The sequence below is a fragment of the Bacillus sp. CCB-MMP212 genome (genome assembly GCF_022748145.1).
Lineage (GTDB): Bacteria > Bacillota > Bacilli > Bacillales > Bacillaceae_G > Bacillus_A > Bacillus_A cereus.
The window spans coordinates 84,818-100,494 of the sequence record NZ_JALDQE010000004.1 but is presented as its reverse complement, the minus strand read 5'-3'; the positions used below and the strand labels follow the sequence as shown (position 1 = coordinate 100,494).

Genomic DNA, 15,677 nt, shown 5'->3' with positions numbered 1-15,677 from the left:
AAATTGTGTTTAGATGAAATTATATGAGTAAAAAATCTGAAAAACAATGTATTTTGAACATTCGGAAAAATATAAGTTAATCTTTACAAGGAAAACGTTGCCACGTGTTACACAATCTTTCTTTACAATATATAAGGGGTTTCTTGATACACGTAATAATTCAACCAATTAGAAAACAATAAATTACCATGACTCCTCCACCTAACAAGCGGCTTTTCATCTGGATTATTATGTTTAAAATAGTTTTTTGGCACATCAATATTTAATCCCTTGTCACGATCTCGTTCGTATTCTTGTTTTAACGTCTCACAACTATATTCGCTATGTCCAAGGGCAAAAACTTGCCTTCCTTCTGGCCCAATAACAAGGTGAACACCTGCTTCTTCAGAGTTTGCTAACAATGTTAATTCTTTCACTTCTCTAATATCATTCTCTCGTACTTCTGTATGACGAGAATGCGGAGCAAAAAACAATTCATCAAATCCTTGTAACAATTTCACATGTTGCTCGCAAACCTCATGTTCAAATACACCGAACATTTTTTCCTTAAGGGGATACTTTGGAACACCATAATGATAGTACAAACCAGCCTGTGCCCCCCAGCAAATATGGAGCGTAGATGTTACATTCGTTTTTGAATACTCCATAATACGTTTAAGCTCTTCCCAATAATCTACTTCTTCAAAAGAAAGAGTTTCAACTGGTGCTCCTGTAATAATGAGCCCATCAAATTTTTCATTTTCAATATCACGAAACGTTTTATAAAAGCTCGTTAAATGGTCCTGCGCTACATTACGAGACAGATGTGATTCCATATGAAGTAAATGAACATCTAATTGCAACGGTGTGTTTCCAATTAAGCGAAGTAATTGTGCTTCTGTGTCTTGCTTCGTTGGCATTAAATTTAATATAGCAATTTTCAAAGCGCGTATATCTTGTGTTTCTGCTCGCTCCTTCGTCATTACAAAAATATTTTCTTTTTGCAACACTTTGCGAGCCGGTAAATCTTTATCAATTATGATCGGCATGTGTTTTGCCTCCAACTAGAGCTGCTTCCAAATCTGCAATAATATCAGAAACATCTTCTATACCAACCGATAAACGAATTAAATCAGATGTAACACCAGCTAAACGCTGATCTTCAGCATTTAATTGTCTATGCGTCGTACTAGCGGGATGTATAACGCAAGTTCGTGCATCAGCTACGTGCGTTACAAGAGTTGCTAGTTTTACATTTGCGATAAATTCTTTTGCTGCTTCTAATCCCCCTTTAATACCAAATGTTAAAACCCCACTAGCACCTTTTTTCAAATACTTTTGTGCTAACGAGTAATTTTCATTACTATCTAATCCCGGATAATTCACCCATTCAATACGTTCATGATTAGCAAGCCACTTAGCAACTGCCAGAGCATTTTCGCTATGACGCTCCATTCGTAAATGCAAAGTCTCTAAGCCAATATTGCTAATATATGCATTGAATGGGCTCATACAATTTCCATAATCTCTTAATAGTTGAACACGTGCTTTCACAATATATGCTGCTGCACCAAAGTTTTGAACGTAACTTACACCGTGATAACTTGGATCTGGTTCAACAAGCTCAGGATATTTTCCATTTGTCCAATCAAAATTTCCACCGTCAATTACAATACCGCCTAAAGAGCTCGCATGCCCATCGATATATTTAGTCGTAGAATGAACAATAATATTTGCCCCATATTCAAACGCTTGGCATAAATAAGGAGTTGCTAATGTATTATCAACGATAAAAGGTACCTCTAATTCTTTAGCGGCAGCTGAAAATTCTTTGAAATTTAAAACATTCATCGCTGGATTTCCTAATGATTCTGCATAGATAAGTTTCGTCTTATCGTTAGCAAGTGCCGTAATTTCATCTGCCGTTAAATTTGGATTAAAGAACGTAACATCAATGCCAAGCTTACGTAAACTCACCCCAAATAAATTAAACGTTCCCCCGTAAACAGTTGAAGAGCAAAGTAAATGATCCCCACTACTACAAATATTTAAAACTGCGAGCATAATAGCTGCTTGCCCAGAAGCCGTTGCAACAGCTCCTACACCGCCTTCTAAATCTGATAACTTCTGCTCAAATGCGGCTAGAGTAGGGTTTCCAATACGCGTATAAATATATCCTTCTGCCTCTAAGTTAAATAGAGCTGCTAAATCATCCGAAGTATCGTATTTATACGTTGTGCTTTGATAAAGTGGTAAAACACGTGGTTCACCATTCTTTGGCGTATAGCCACCTTGCACACAAATCGTTCCTTTTCCCCATGATTCTCCCATCTCTCATTCTCCTTTCTTTTATACAAAATAAAAAACTGCCCCTTTCCTGAAAACAAGAAAGGAGCAGTTTGAAAACACGCTCTAAAGGCTCTTTCTTATCTCTCAGGATTACTACCTGCAGGATTTGGCACAATTCCGTTATACGGCTGTTGCCAAGGTTTCATCGGGCCTGTCCCTCCACCTTTTCTTGATAAGACTATGCAATTACCGTTGATTTTATAGCAATAATTTCCTAATGTCAAACAGTTTTTCTGAATGTTCTAAAATAAATGTTAACAGTTTCATATAAAGCAACAAAAGAAATATATTCTAGTCTATTTCAAAAAAGACCTTTAAAAAACTCAAATCAGTCTATAAAATTAAATAAGTAATTTAACCTATAAATTCAAATTCTCTAAAATTCAGCCTATATGTTGAATAGGCGGTCCTCTCAAAAAGATACTATATATATTCAATCCATTTTCCACTAGTATATTTCACTTTTTCCCTACTGAGATTTACATAACGGAGGTATAACATGACAAATAAAAAAGATATGCAGTACATACTTGCTCTATATGGCATTCTTCTAGGATCTATAGTAGGAGCTACAGTCTGGTTATTTTTAGTCACAATAAATATTGGAATCCACTTTATTTGGGGATACTTGCCTGAAGTTCTCTCTTATCCCTCTTATTACACCCTTTGCGTAACAATAATTGGCGGGGTCCTCGTTGGTCTATCACAAAAATATTTCGGTATATATCCACGCCTTATGCCTGAAGTGATGACTGAATATAAAAAAACTGGTCGAATCGAATATCGCTTTGTCCATCAGGCTACTTTAACAGCGATTATTGTTTTAATTTTCGGAGCTAGTCTTGGTCCAGAAGCCGCACTAGTTGGAATTATAGGCGGACTGTGCACATGGGTAGGGGATCGCTTTAAATTTGCCTTAAAGGGTATGAATGAGCTAACCGAGATTGGAATTGGCGCTACTTTAAGTGTCATTTTTAACGCACCATTATTCGGTTATTTAGCACCGAATGAAAATGAGGGGGAACAAATTGCTGCTTTTTCTAAAGGAAAAAAGGCAATTGTATACTTAGCTACTACTTTCGCAGGTTTTTCTGTTTATTTACTACTGAGTAAACTCGATAATCGTGGATCCTTTATTGTTGATTTCGGGGAAGGTGCACTTTCTTTCAATGAATGGATCGCATTTCTTCCACTTGCTAGTATCGGTGCTATAGTTGGTTTCTTTTATTTCAAGTTAGAATTCACTTTAGAGAAGTTAATTCACCCTTTTAGGGAATACAAGCTGACACTCGGAATTATCGGTGGCATTTTATTAGGAATTGCAGGAACTTTTCTTCCGTACACATTATTTTCAGGGGAACATCAATTAAAAGAGTTAGTTGTTGAATGGAGCCATTTATCTTTTTGGATACTACTTCTTTCAGGGATTTTAAAGTTGTGTATTACTGCCGTTTGTTTGAACACAGGGTGGCGGGGTGGACATATATTCCCAATTATATTTTCCGGATCAAGTATTGGATACGCTATAGCATCTATTCTTCCTATAGATCCAGTAGCATCCGTTGCTATCGTAACGACAGCAATTTCGAGCTATGCGTTACGAAAGCCAATAGCTATTACATTGCTATTACTTATGTTTTTCCCGCTTAATTTACTATTGCCAATGCTTGGTGCAGCTGCTATTGGGAATGCCTTTCCACTCCCAAAACATAACGAAAATAAAAATTAATAAAAATAGGCAGTGGGGACGAAAGCTCCACTGCCTATTTTTTTATTACACATGCTGCTTTAATAACGCTTCTAACTCCTCAAAATTATGCACTTCATATGTCGGTATAATCCCACTATCATTTAATTTCCTTTCTGGATTAAACCAACAAGTATCAATTCCCGCTACATATCCACCTTTAATATCAGCGCTTAATGAATCACCAATAATCAGCCCTTCTTCAGGTGCAAAGTTAGGAATCCGTTCAAAAACATAATCAAAATACTCTTTCATCGGCTTTTGAAAACCTGTATCTTCTGAAACAAAAACATCTTTAAACAATGAATGTAACCCTGCATTACGCAAACGTTTATCTTGCGTCTTAGAAACACCATTTGTCACTATATACAACTCATACTCCCCTTGAATTTGATTTATAAATTCAAACGCACCTTGCATGAGTTGATTTCCTTCTTCTAAGTAGTTACGGTAATTATTTTCGAATAATATTCCGTCTACTTCTTCTCCATACTCTTGAAACAACAGAGAAAATCGTGTATTTATAACTTCATTGCGTGATAGTTCACCTTTTTCAAAAGCATCCCAAAGACCTTTATTTATTTTTTTATAACGAGCCTCTATCTCGTCTGTTAAAGAGATTCCCTTCTCTTCAAAAAGCACCCGTAAAGCCATTTTTTCAGCCTTTTGGAAATCTAATAATGTATCATCTACATCAAATAGCAATGTTTTATATTTTTTCATAAATTCATCACACTCTCTTTTCTACAAAAACAAATTTACATAAATCGTATCATTCCTTCTTGTAAAGATAATAGGAGATATCTCATACTATACATAGGGGTGAAAATATGAAAATCAGCAAAAATGAGGAAGAAATTTATCAATACATGCAAATCCATCAATTCCATACCCTATTTTCATTTCATGTCTTGCCATATGTAGAGCTGCATTCTTTTCAAACGAAAGAGATGATATGTAGCGAAGGAAATGCTCTCCCTTATCTCTATTACTTAATTTCTGGGAAGGCAAAAATATATATGAGTCATAAAAACGGGAAGGTTTCATTAATTAATTTTATTCAAGCACCATCATTTATCGGGGAATTAGGATTAATAGGAGTAGAAAATATTACTAAGTCCGTTGAAGTACTAGAAGATTGTGTTTGTTTGGCACTTCCTCTTAAAGATTGTCAGCAACTTTTATTACAAGATGCAACGTTTTTACAGCACTTATGCAAATTTATTGGAGAAAAGACAATTACTCGCACTGAAAATTACGCAAAAAACTATAGTTATCCTTTTGAAAATCGATTAGCTGCTTTTATTTTATTAACAGAACAAAATAATTGTTATATAGAAAAGCATACTGAGGCCTCGGAATATTTAAATATCAGCTACCGTCATCTTTTATATGTATTAAATCAGTTTTGCCAACAAAATTACTTAAAAAAAGACGGAAGAACCTATTACATACGAGATCGAATTCAATTAAAAAAACTTGCTGATGAACTAAAAATATAAAAAAATCAGCATTAACGTTTATATGTTAATGCTGTTTTTTCGAGTGACGATTATAATTTTAATTAAAATTTACTTGCTACTTTAGCTGCTTCTTCAAGACCTGTAGCAATGATTTCTTCTGCTTTATCTGGGAATTGGTTATGTCCTTCAATAATTACTGTTTCCATGTTTGTTGCGCCGAAGAAGCCCATCATACTTGCTACATATTTAACAGCCATTTCTACCTCAGCTGCTGGACCTTCTGAATATACGCCGCCTCGTGCATTTAATAATGCAATCTTCTTATCACCGATTAGGCCAACTGGACCCTCTGGCGTGTATTTGAACGTTTTACCAGCACGGTTTAAATAATCAATATATGTGTGTAGCACCGCTGGAATCGTTAAGTTCCATAATGGGAAGCCGAAAACAACTTTATCAGCTTCTAGGAATTGATTTAAATACTTATCAGCAACTGCTACTGCTTTTGCCTCTTCTTCTGTTAAATCAAATCCTTTACCTGCCTTGAATGTACCATTGATCATGTCTACACCTACATATGGTAATTCTTCTTTATATAAATCCAGTTCTACTACTGTATCATTTGGGTGTGCTTCTTTATAGTTTGCTAAAAATGCCTCATATAATTTTACACTAACTGCTTGTTCCGCTGGACGGTTGTTTGCTTTAACGAATAAAACTGTTGCCATTATTTCTTCCTCCTAGTACTCACTCTTATGTTGTTATATGCTTTCAAAAAAGGTATCCCTTGTAATTGTTGTTTTGTTGCTTACAAACATATTTTATCTTTATATCAAGACAATTTCGTCCTCACATAGACGTATTTTTCCATAAAAAAAGTCCACCTTCTAAAGGCGAACTAGGTCTTACGACTTTTGTCTTATACAATTCCATTTTTCACTGCATATAACGCCGCTTGCGTACGATCGGATAAATTTAATTTACTCAAAATGCTACTTACATGCGCCTTAACCGTCTTTTCTGTAATAACTAAAACAGATGCAATTTCCTTATTGCTCATCCCTTTTGCTAATAGTTGCAACACCTCATTTTCTCTCGCTGTTAGCACATCCACTTGAATAGAATGTTCTTCTTCCTTTTCTTCTACAGGTAATGTTTGAGAGAGAAGAGCATTTGCTATATCCGGATGTAATTGAATATTACCTTTATATGCACTTCGAATAGCCTCAACAAGCTGATCCGGTTCTACATCTTTTAAAATATACCCACTTGCTCCAGCCCGTAATGCAGGTAACACATGCGCCTGATCAGAAAAGCTAGTTAATACAATTACTTTCACATTTGGATACTCTTTTTTAATATATGCCGTCGCCTCAACACCATCCATTTCAGGCATATATAAATCCATTAATATAACATCAGGATTTGTTTCTCCTACTTTCACTAACGCTTCTTTCCCATTATTCGCTTCTCCAACTAAATCTAAATCTTCCTGTGTACTTAAGAAAAACGCTAATCCTTTTAAAACAACTGTATGATCATCAACTAACAATACTTTTATTTTCACAAACTTCCCTCATTTTCACATCATAATGGTACATTTACTTTTACGCTCGTTCGTTTATTACTACTTACAATTTTAATTGTTCCACCAACTAATTCTACTCTTTCACGCATCGTAGTCATACCTAGTGATTTCTTTTCTTTTATATTCTTTTCCACAAAGCCCTTTCCTTGATCAACTATTTCTAATGATACATTTTTCTCATTCACTGTAAAATAAATCGTCGCTTCTTTTACACCTGCATGCTTACTTACATTGTTCAGTGCTTCTTGGCCAATGCGCCATAAAGCTTCTTCTACTACACGAGGTAAATCACGAACACCCGTAACTTGCTCCCTAATTTTCAGTCCCAAATTTTCACCGTACTGCTTTAGAGCTGGCAATAATCCTTTTTCTAATCCTGCCGGACGAAGCTGCCAAATTAATGTCCTCATTTCTTTCAAAGCTCCTTGTGCAAGTTCACGCATCTCATGCAAAGATTGATCTACCTTTTCATTTTTACCTTTTAAAACTGCCTCGGCGCCTTTTGTCATGAAGGTTAATGAAAATAATTTTTGCGAAACAGAATCATGTAAATCTCTTGCTAATCGGTTTCTTTCTTCCATTCGTACAAGTTCACGGCGCTGCTCGTTTAACCTCAAATTCTCTATTATTAACGAAACATGGTTTGATAGCGCTTGAATTACATCTATTGTATTAGCATCAAACTCTCCATTATTCAAGCTAACACATAAAACACCAAATATATGGTTTTGAATATGTATTGGCGTAGCAATAACAGTTTGATTTAGATGCACATTATGCCCTATTTGATGTTTTATTAGAACTGGTTCATCTTGCTCTAACGCCTTGTTGGCCGCCTCTTTTACATCCTCTTGTAACTCTTCCTGAACGTAAGACGCTCGCAGAGATAATTCTTTTTCCTCCCTAATAAAAAGCGCTACTTGATTCCATTGAAATACTTCACCTACGTGATTTACCACCTTTTCAGGTAATACATTAAACTTATGAATCGTTTTTAAATCTTGAATGAAACGCTCTAATTTCACATAATAATGTGCTCTTCTTTTTTCATTTTCATATAATTTTGTTCGCTTTAAAGCCGTACCAATTTGGAAAGCAACCGATTGGAGTAATACTAATTCTTCTTCCGAAAAATGTGTTTTACCCGGACTTGCAACATTTAACAACCCAAATTTTTCTCCTCCAGCTTTTAAAGGAACCGTAGCATGATGAAGAATGCCCTCCGTATCTCCCCAATTATATTCAATTGCATTATTAATTCTTTTACATTCAATAATATTAACGGCTCTCTCTAATTTCCCATCTACAAAACCTCGTAAACACCAACACTCACCTTCGCACATCGGGCGTTTATTTTCATATGTAAGTGCCTCTGGTAATTGGTAATCAATCAACTTCGTATACTTCCCATTTTCATCTGCAAGAAAAATCCATCCTGTCGTTAAGCCTGTCACACTTAGTAATTTCTCTAGGACAGCTTGCAATACATGATACGTATCATTTGATGTATTTAATGTTTCTGCAATTTCCTTTAATATAACTAATTCATTTGTACGATTATCTCGAAACATACCCAGTCTCCTGCATACAAGATTTTAAATAGCTCTTAAAATAAATCATCTACTTTTCACTTTGTACTTATTCGTAACATTGATATAATGGTGAAAACATAGTTTTCATTATATCACTTGAGGGGGCTTTCATAATGACATTAAATAAAGCACTTACTATCGCTGGTTCTGACACAAGTGGCGGTGCTGGTATACAAGCAGATTTAAAAACATTCCAAGAACTTGGCGTATACGGAATGACATCTCTTACAACAATCGTAACGATGGATCCACATAACGGTTGGGCACATAACGTATTTCCAATCCCAGCTTCTACATTAAAACCACAATTAGAAACAACAATTGAAGGTGTTGGCGTAGATGCTTTAAAAACAGGTATGCTTGGATCAGTAGAAATTATTGAAATGGTTGCAGAAACAATCGAAAAGCACAATTTCAAAAATGTAGTAGTTGACCCTGTTATGGTATGTAAAGGTGCAGATGAAGCATTACATCCTGAAACGAACGATTGCTTACGTGACGTTCTTGTGCCAAAGGCATTAGTTGTAACGCCAAACTTATTTGAAGCTTACCAATTAAGCGGTGTGAAAATTAATTCTCTTGAGGACATGAAAGAAGCAGCGAAGAAAATCCACGCTTTAGGTGCCAAATACGTACTAATTAAAGGCGGAAGCAAACTTGGTACGGAAACTGCAATCGACGTCCTATATGATGGAGAAACATTCGAACTTCTAGAATCAGAAAAAATCGATACAACCAATACACACGGTGCAGGTTGTACATATTCTGCTGCAATTACAGCAGAACTTGCAAAAGGAAAACCTGTGAAAGAAGCAGTAAAAACTGCTAAAGAATTCATCACAGCTGCTATTCGTTACTCATTCAAAATTAACGAATACGTAGGTCCAACTCACCATGGTGCATATCGTAAATTCGTTGTATCAAAAGAACTTGTCTAATATATAAATAAAAACACTCACAAGGTTCATACATTGACTCTGTGAGTGTTTTTTATAAGCTTTATGTCTTCTGGTCATCTTATCTTTAAGATGCAGAGCTGACCTTATTTCTACCATTTCGTTTCGAGTAGTATAACGCATCATCCGCCGCTTGAATAAATTGCTCTGATGACCCTTCATACTCTGAAACCCCTACCGAAACCGTAATTTTTATTTTTGTTCCATCTAACAATTGAAATGGGTGACTTTCAACAGCTGTACGAATTTGCTCGCCCATACAAATTCCGTAAGCTAATCCCTTATTCGGTATCAAAAGCGCAAACTCCTCTCCCCCCTTTCGAAAAGCCAAATCTGGAAATTGTGAAGTTTCTCGTAAAATACATCCTACTTGTTTTAACACTTCGTCCCCTGCAGGATGCCCGTACGTATCATTTACATACTTAAAGTGATCAATATCTATAAGGAGTAAACAAAGCGAATCATTTTTCATGTTCTTATTACTAATATGATGATTCATCTCTAAATCAAACTGTCTTACGTTTCCTAGACCTGTCAATGCATCTATCGTTGCGTATTGTTTCATCTTTTGAAATAACTCATTGGATTGTAAAACATAGTTTGTACTTACGAATGTTATGTAACCTGTAGTAATACTTGAAATTAAATATAGTACAACTACAGATATATCATTAAATAATATATACATCGGTACTATCAAAATAGAAAGGCAGTATACGTGTAACCATACTAACTTTAACGTAATCGAAGTTTGTATTCTTGCAATAAAGATAACACCAATTCCACTTAGTAAAATTGTATAGCAAGCCAATTCGGAAGCTAAAGAGTACTCAGTAAAAATTAGCCGAGTAATTAAAATTATAGTAACTGTTATACTACTAGCTACCGGACCTCCAACTATAATTGCCAAAATAACGGCTAAATAACGTAAATCCAACATAATATCTTCAATGTGTACACCAAAATGCATTAACAGTACACCTAATATTCCAGTAAAAATACCGATTACACACTTCTGCAAAAAAGAGAATTCTTCTTTTAACGGTTTATCCCTTAAAAGCTGACCTCCAACAAAAATAAAGGAAATAATAATTGTTGTATTTACAAATAAGTCCCTTAACATAAAATAATCTCCCTACTTTTCCATCTATCCCCTTCCTCACTTTATTGTATACGAAATCCCTATAATTCCCAAAGTTTTTTGTTTATTTTTTTGCTGTTCCACGTGAAACAGCAAAAAAAATAAAAAGGGCGAAAACTCGCCCTTTTTCATTAACAACAGCGTGATATTTTTCCACCCTTTGCATTAAATCTTGCTTCTTGTGCCTCAGCAAAAAATTGCTTTTGACATACAACCTCTTCTTCAGGATGATGCTTTTTCATATGCTCTACGTATACTTCATAACTTGGTACCCCAACGAGCAAACTAATAAAGCGCTTCCTTTTCCCCCATACTTGCCACAGCTTTTTAAGCATAGTTCCTCGACTCACTTTCATCTCTAGGAATATATGGTGCCTCTTTTAACGGCATTGGCTTATTTCTCAATACTTGTATCCAAATTCGAAGTGCTGAAATTAACACAGCGATTACAACTATCATAAAAATCCCACAAAGCGCTGCATCGATATAATCATTAAAAATAATTTGCTTCATTTGAGCAACATTTTTAGCTGGTGCTAACACTTTCCCTTCATCTAGCGCTCCCTGAAACACCTTTGCGTGAGATAGAAATCCGATTTTAGGATTTTCATGAAATAGCTTTTGATAACCAGCTGTCATTGTTACAATAAGCAATCCCACAGTTGGAATAAGTGTTACCCAAACGTACGCCTTTTTCCCCATTTTGAACAAAATTGTCGTTCCAAGTAATAATGCGATACCCGCTAACATTTGATTTGCAATACCGAAAAGCGGCCATAATGTATTAATTCCACCGAGCGGATCTATTACCCCTTGGTATAGGAAATATCCCCACCCTAATACACATAACGTTGTAGCTATTACATTCGCTAATGTAGAATCTGTTTTCGCAAAAGGCTTATATACATGCCCTAAAATATCTTGAATCATAAATCGTCCTACACGCGTTCCTGCGTCAATCGTTGTTAAAATAAATAGGGCTTCAAAAAGAATGGCAAAATGATACCAGAATGCCATCATCGCCGTCCCACCTATTACTTGTGAGAAAATATATGCCATACCTATTGCTAACGTCGGTGCGCCACCTGTACGTGATAAAATTGTTTGCTCTCCAACATTTACAGCAAGTTCTTTTAGTTCATTTGGTGTAATAGCAAATCCCCATGAAGAAATAACTTGAGCTGCCTGTGATACATCCGTACCAATAAGTGCCGCAGGACTATTAATCGCAAAATAAGTTCCTGGCGTTAATACACAAGCTGCAATCATTGCCATCGCCGCTACAAACGACTCCATTAACATTGCTCCGTAACCGATTGGCTGTGCGTGTCCCTCTTGCTCAATCATTTTTGGAGTTGTACCAGATGAAACGAGAGCATGGAATCCAGAGACCGCACCACAGGCAATCGTAATAAATAAGAACGGGAATAAATTACCGGAGAAAACAGGACCAGTTCCATCAATAAATTGCGAAACTGCTGGCATTTGTAAATTGGGTGCTACAATTAAAATACCAATCGCCAATCCAACGATTGTTCCAACTTTTAAAAATGTACTTAAATAATCACGTGGTGCTAATAGCATCCAAACTGGTAATGCAGATGCAATAAATCCATATACAATAAGCATAATAGCAATTGTTTCACCACTAAATGTGAACATACTTGCAAGTGTTGGATTTTCTGCTACATACTGTCCTCCAACAAGAGATAAAATAAGTAGGATAATACCAATTACTGACCCTTCTCCAACACGACCAGGCCTAATATAGCGCATATAAACTCCCATTAAAATAGCGATAGGAATCGTTGCTGCTATCGTAAACATTCCCCAAGGACTTCCGATCAGTGCCTTTACTACGACTAACGCTAATACTGCTAATAAAATAATCATAATTCCTAAAATACCTATCATTGCAATTAGTCCTGTAACAGGTCCAATCTCATCCTTAATCATTTCTCCTAACGATTTACCATTACGTCTCATCGAAGCAAATAAAATGACAAAATCTTGGACAGCCCCCGCAACAACTACCCCAACAATAATCCAAATGGTCCCTGGTAAATATCCCATTTGTGCTGCTAAAATCGGTCCTACTAAAGGTCCCGCCCCAGCAATCGCTGCAAAGTGATGTCCAAATAATACCCACTTATTTGTCGGAACATAGTCTTTCCCATCGTTTAATGTATGGGCTGGTGTTTGCCGATTATCATCTAAATTAAAAACCTTTCTCGCTATAAATCTACTATAAAAACGATAAGCAACTGCATACACACATACGGCAGCTACTAAGAGCCATACAGCATTAATGGTTTCACCTTGTGATAAAGCTATTACCCCAAAAGCACCTGCTCCTACTGCCGTAATAACGCCCCAAAGTAAGATCGATTTCAATGTCTTCACATACAATTCCCCCAATACTATTTCTTAGTGGAGATTGTACTAAATTTTCTGAATATTTAACTTGAATCCTCCTTATCATGAAGGATTTTCAGTTTATCATGTTAAAATACTCTCATTACCTACTATAATTCAATGTTATTTCGAAGGCGTTTTACATAATTACGACTGACTGGAATCGGTTGCTCATCATACCTATCTAAATACAAATTATACGTGCCATTATAATAAGGTTTCAGTTCTTTTACATATGACATATTAATTAAATAGCTTTTATGCACACGTAAAAAATCATATGCATTTAGCTTATTTTCTAATTCCTGAAGTGTATATGTTGAAATATACTGATTATTCGTTGTGTAAATTGAAACAGTTTTATTTTCTTTATTTTTACTTACATATACGATATCTTCTGGAAGCATATATCGTATACCTTCTTGACTTTCTATCGGTAGTTTCCGCAAATAACTCTTTGCTTTCTCACCTTGTTCTTTACCTATTTTATATAAAAGAAATTGTAAATCTTCTTCACGAAATGGTCGTAATAAATAATAAAATGCTTGGAAACGAAAAGCTGTAATAGATTCCTCTATGTTTTCACCTACAAAAATAAATTTTGTATAGCAATTTATTTCTCGTAATAAACTTGCATATTCAAAACCAGTACCATCTAGTAATTTGGAACTTAAAAAAACAAAGTCTGGTATATGTTTTTTCATCATAAATAAAGATTCTGTTCCTGTCTTTGCTTCAAAACATTCTACATTTCTCATATTTTCAGTGAAATTTTCAGCTAACTCTCTTCTCTCTTCTGCCTCTTCCATGATCAGTAAAATTTTCATTTCTTCAACCACCTAATTCTTTGTCCATATGTCCTGCTGTATACATTCGCTTTTATAAGAAATAATCCCTTTTTCTTACTATACCATTATTTATCTAAAAAAACAGAAAAAAGGAAACCCCTTCGGTTTCCTCTCCCCCTTTATCCTACATTAACTGCCTAGAAAGAACCAAGTAGTGTAGGGTAATAAACGATCAGGCATACATTTAAAATTTCACTTTATACTAATTCTCGTTGCTTCGTTTCTTGTCCAAGTATTACTACAGCGAATACACCAATTAAAATTGATCCGCAGAAAATCGTAAATATTAATGATAGTGAAGCTTCTGAGGCAACTAAATACCCCACTAATAGTGGTCCAAGAATACCACCAATACGCCCAAACGCTGCTGCCATTCCTGCACCTGTACCACGAATAACGGTTGGATACTGCTCAGGTGTATAGGCGTATAATGCTCCCCAAGCACCTAAGTTAAAGAAGGATAGTAACATACCTGCCACGATTAATACTGTTAATGAATCCGCAACCCCAAACAAATAGGCACTGCAAGCTGTCCCGATTAAATACGTAACCAAAACAAATTTACGACCGAGACGTTCAATAAACCAAGCAGCGGTGAAATACCCTGGAAGTTGAGCTAACGTCATAATAAGTACGTATTGGAAACTTTTTATTAAACTAAACCCTTTTAGCACCATTACACTCGGTAACCAAAGGAACATTCCATAGTAGGAAAAGACAACACAAAACCATAGAATCCATAGCATAATTGTTGCTTTACGATATTCCCCAGACCAAACTGATTTTATATTTTCAATAACAGATGATCTTTTTTCAACTTTTTGGAACCTTGGGGAATCCGGTAAATTCCATCTTAAATATAAAGCATATAGTGCTGGAACTGCACTCAATACCATCGCAACTTCCCAACCATATTTCGGAATAACAAAATACGAGATAAGAGCTGCAATTAACCATCCACCTGCCCAAAAACTTTCTAATAACACAACAATTTTCCCACGCTCATGTGCTTCAACACTCTCTGATACTAGTGTAGAAGCAACCGGAAGCTCTCCGCCAAGCCCCATACCAATTACAAAGCGTAAAACGAGAAACATCGCGAGTGTCGTCGTTAACGCAGTTAAACCACTACCGATAGAAAATAATAATAATGTAATAATAAAGACTGATTTTCGCCCTATTTTATCTGATAGTATCCCAAAAATAAGCGCTCCTACTGCCATACCGATTGAGTTAATACTACCTATCCAGCCCATTTCCTGGCTCGTTAATCCCCAATCCTTTTGCAAGGCTACCATTACAAATGAAAGCATTCCAACATCCATTGCATCAAATAGCCATCCAAGCCCAGCTATACCAAGTAGTTTGCGCTTCGAAATTTCTTTTACCTTACCCACTAGAAGTCCTCCTTACACAGGTGTCTTTACACATCATTTTACATGTGTGAATTGTATAAGTAAAATACTTTTGTGTAAAAAATTTCTCCTTCATCATTCCCAAAAAGTAAAACGTCTATCCCGATTGGTGAGGGCTAATAATCAGTAGGGATGCCTCACTGATTAAAGTTTCAATTTATTAAAAATGAACAAATAAAAAAAG

At 35.7% G+C, this 15,677-nt stretch carries 14 protein-coding genes and 1 riboswitch; of the genes, 3 read left to right on the top strand and 11 right to left on the bottom strand.

Annotated features, from left to right (window positions below):
- Positions 1–122: 122 nt before the first annotated feature.
- Together metA and MRP26_RS12340 are read right to left on the bottom strand one after the other, a co-directional pair.
- Positions 123–1,028, bottom strand: coding sequence for a homoserine O-acetyltransferase MetA (gene metA, locus MRP26_RS12345; RefSeq protein WP_001121531.1), 906 nt, complete (start codon positions 1,026–1,028; stop codon positions 123–125).
- The gene (locus MRP26_RS12340; RefSeq protein WP_000504786.1) at positions 1,012–2,310 is read right to left on the bottom strand and encodes a bifunctional O-acetylhomoserine aminocarboxypropyltransferase/cysteine synthase; all 1,299 of its coding nucleotides are present in this window, start codon (positions 2,308–2,310) and stop codon (positions 1,012–1,014) included. The genes metA and MRP26_RS12340 overlap by 17 nt, the downstream gene beginning before the upstream one ends.
- 92 nt (positions 2,311–2,402) lie before the next feature.
- Positions 2,403–2,507: riboswitch (SAM riboswitch) on the bottom strand.
- Between the two features lie 320 nt (positions 2,508–2,827).
- Between MRP26_RS12340 and MRP26_RS12335 the strand changes: the two genes are divergently transcribed.
- Complete coding sequence (locus MRP26_RS12335; protein ID WP_075718655.1) at positions 2,828–4,057, top strand: chloride channel protein; 1,230 nt, start codon at positions 2,828–2,830, stop codon at positions 4,055–4,057.
- Positions 4,058–4,102: 45 nt separating this feature from the next.
- On the opposite strand, the gene MRP26_RS12330 is transcribed toward MRP26_RS12335, so the two are convergent.
- Entirely contained in the window at positions 4,103–4,798 is a 696-nt protein-coding gene (locus tag MRP26_RS12330; protein ID WP_090978327.1) for a YjjG family noncanonical pyrimidine nucleotidase, read from the bottom strand.
- 107 nt (positions 4,799–4,905) lie between these two features.
- Here MRP26_RS12330 and MRP26_RS12325 point away from each other — a divergent pair, with 107 nt between their 5' ends.
- Positions 4,906–5,577 carry a transcriptional regulator YeiL gene (locus MRP26_RS12325; RefSeq protein WP_197242334.1) on the top strand — a complete coding sequence of 224 codons (672 nt, stop codon included), beginning with the start codon at positions 4,906–4,908 and terminating at the stop codon, positions 5,575–5,577.
- 62 nt (positions 5,578–5,639) lie between these two features.
- Here MRP26_RS12325 and MRP26_RS12320 read toward each other — a convergent pair whose 3' ends face one another.
- The 3 genes from MRP26_RS12320 to MRP26_RS12310 all read right to left on the bottom strand — a co-directional run bounded on the left by MRP26_RS12320 (position 5,640) and on the right by MRP26_RS12310 (position 8,697).
- Positions 5,640–6,266, bottom strand: a complete 627-nt coding sequence (locus MRP26_RS12320) for an FMN-dependent NADH-azoreductase (protein WP_000246722.1) — start codon at positions 6,264–6,266, stop codon at positions 5,640–5,642.
- Between the two features lie 191 nt (positions 6,267–6,457).
- Positions 6,458–7,105 carry a response regulator gene (locus tag MRP26_RS12315; protein ID WP_063549203.1) on the bottom strand — a complete coding sequence of 216 codons (648 nt, stop codon included), beginning with the start codon at positions 7,103–7,105 and terminating at the stop codon, positions 6,458–6,460.
- 20 nt (positions 7,106–7,125) lie between these two features.
- The gene (locus MRP26_RS12310; RefSeq protein ID WP_000488131.1) at positions 7,126–8,697 is read right to left on the bottom strand and encodes a GAF domain-containing sensor histidine kinase; all 1,572 of its coding nucleotides are present in this window, start codon (positions 8,695–8,697) and stop codon (positions 7,126–7,128) included.
- Positions 8,698–8,831: 134 nt separating this feature from the next.
- Here MRP26_RS12310 and pdxK point away from each other — a divergent pair, with 134 nt between their 5' ends.
- Complete coding sequence (gene pdxK, locus MRP26_RS12305; RefSeq protein ID WP_000174259.1) at positions 8,832–9,656, top strand: pyridoxine/pyridoxal/pyridoxamine kinase; 825 nt, start codon at positions 8,832–8,834, stop codon at positions 9,654–9,656.
- Between the two features lie 85 nt (positions 9,657–9,741).
- Here pdxK and MRP26_RS12300 read toward each other — a convergent pair whose 3' ends face one another.
- From MRP26_RS12300 to MRP26_RS12280, 5 genes are all read right to left on the bottom strand, one after another.
- The gene (locus MRP26_RS12300) at positions 9,742–10,797 is read right to left on the bottom strand and encodes a GGDEF domain-containing protein (RefSeq protein ID WP_000942875.1); all 1,056 of its coding nucleotides are present in this window, start codon (positions 10,795–10,797) and stop codon (positions 9,742–9,744) included.
- A gap of 149 nt (positions 10,798–10,946) precedes the next feature.
- Entirely contained in the window at positions 10,947–11,150 is a 204-nt protein-coding gene (locus tag MRP26_RS12295) for a YbdD/YjiX family protein (protein ID WP_023523602.1), read from the bottom strand.
- Complete coding sequence (gene cstA / locus MRP26_RS12290) at positions 11,143–13,218, bottom strand: carbon starvation protein CstA (protein ID WP_023523603.1); 2,076 nt, start codon at positions 13,216–13,218, stop codon at positions 11,143–11,145. The genes MRP26_RS12295 and cstA overlap by 8 nt, the downstream gene beginning before the upstream one ends.
- Before the next feature lie 122 nt (positions 13,219–13,340).
- A complete protein-coding gene (locus MRP26_RS12285) occupies positions 13,341–14,057 on the bottom strand; it encodes a LytR/AlgR family response regulator transcription factor (RefSeq protein WP_000698259.1) in 717 nt (238 codons plus the stop codon).
- A 218-nt stretch (positions 14,058–14,275) separates the two neighbouring features.
- On the bottom strand, positions 14,276–15,475 hold the full coding sequence (locus MRP26_RS12280) for an MFS transporter (protein WP_197242335.1): 1,200 nt from the start codon (positions 15,473–15,475) through the stop codon (positions 14,276–14,278).
- Positions 15,476–15,677 lie beyond the last annotated feature (202 nt).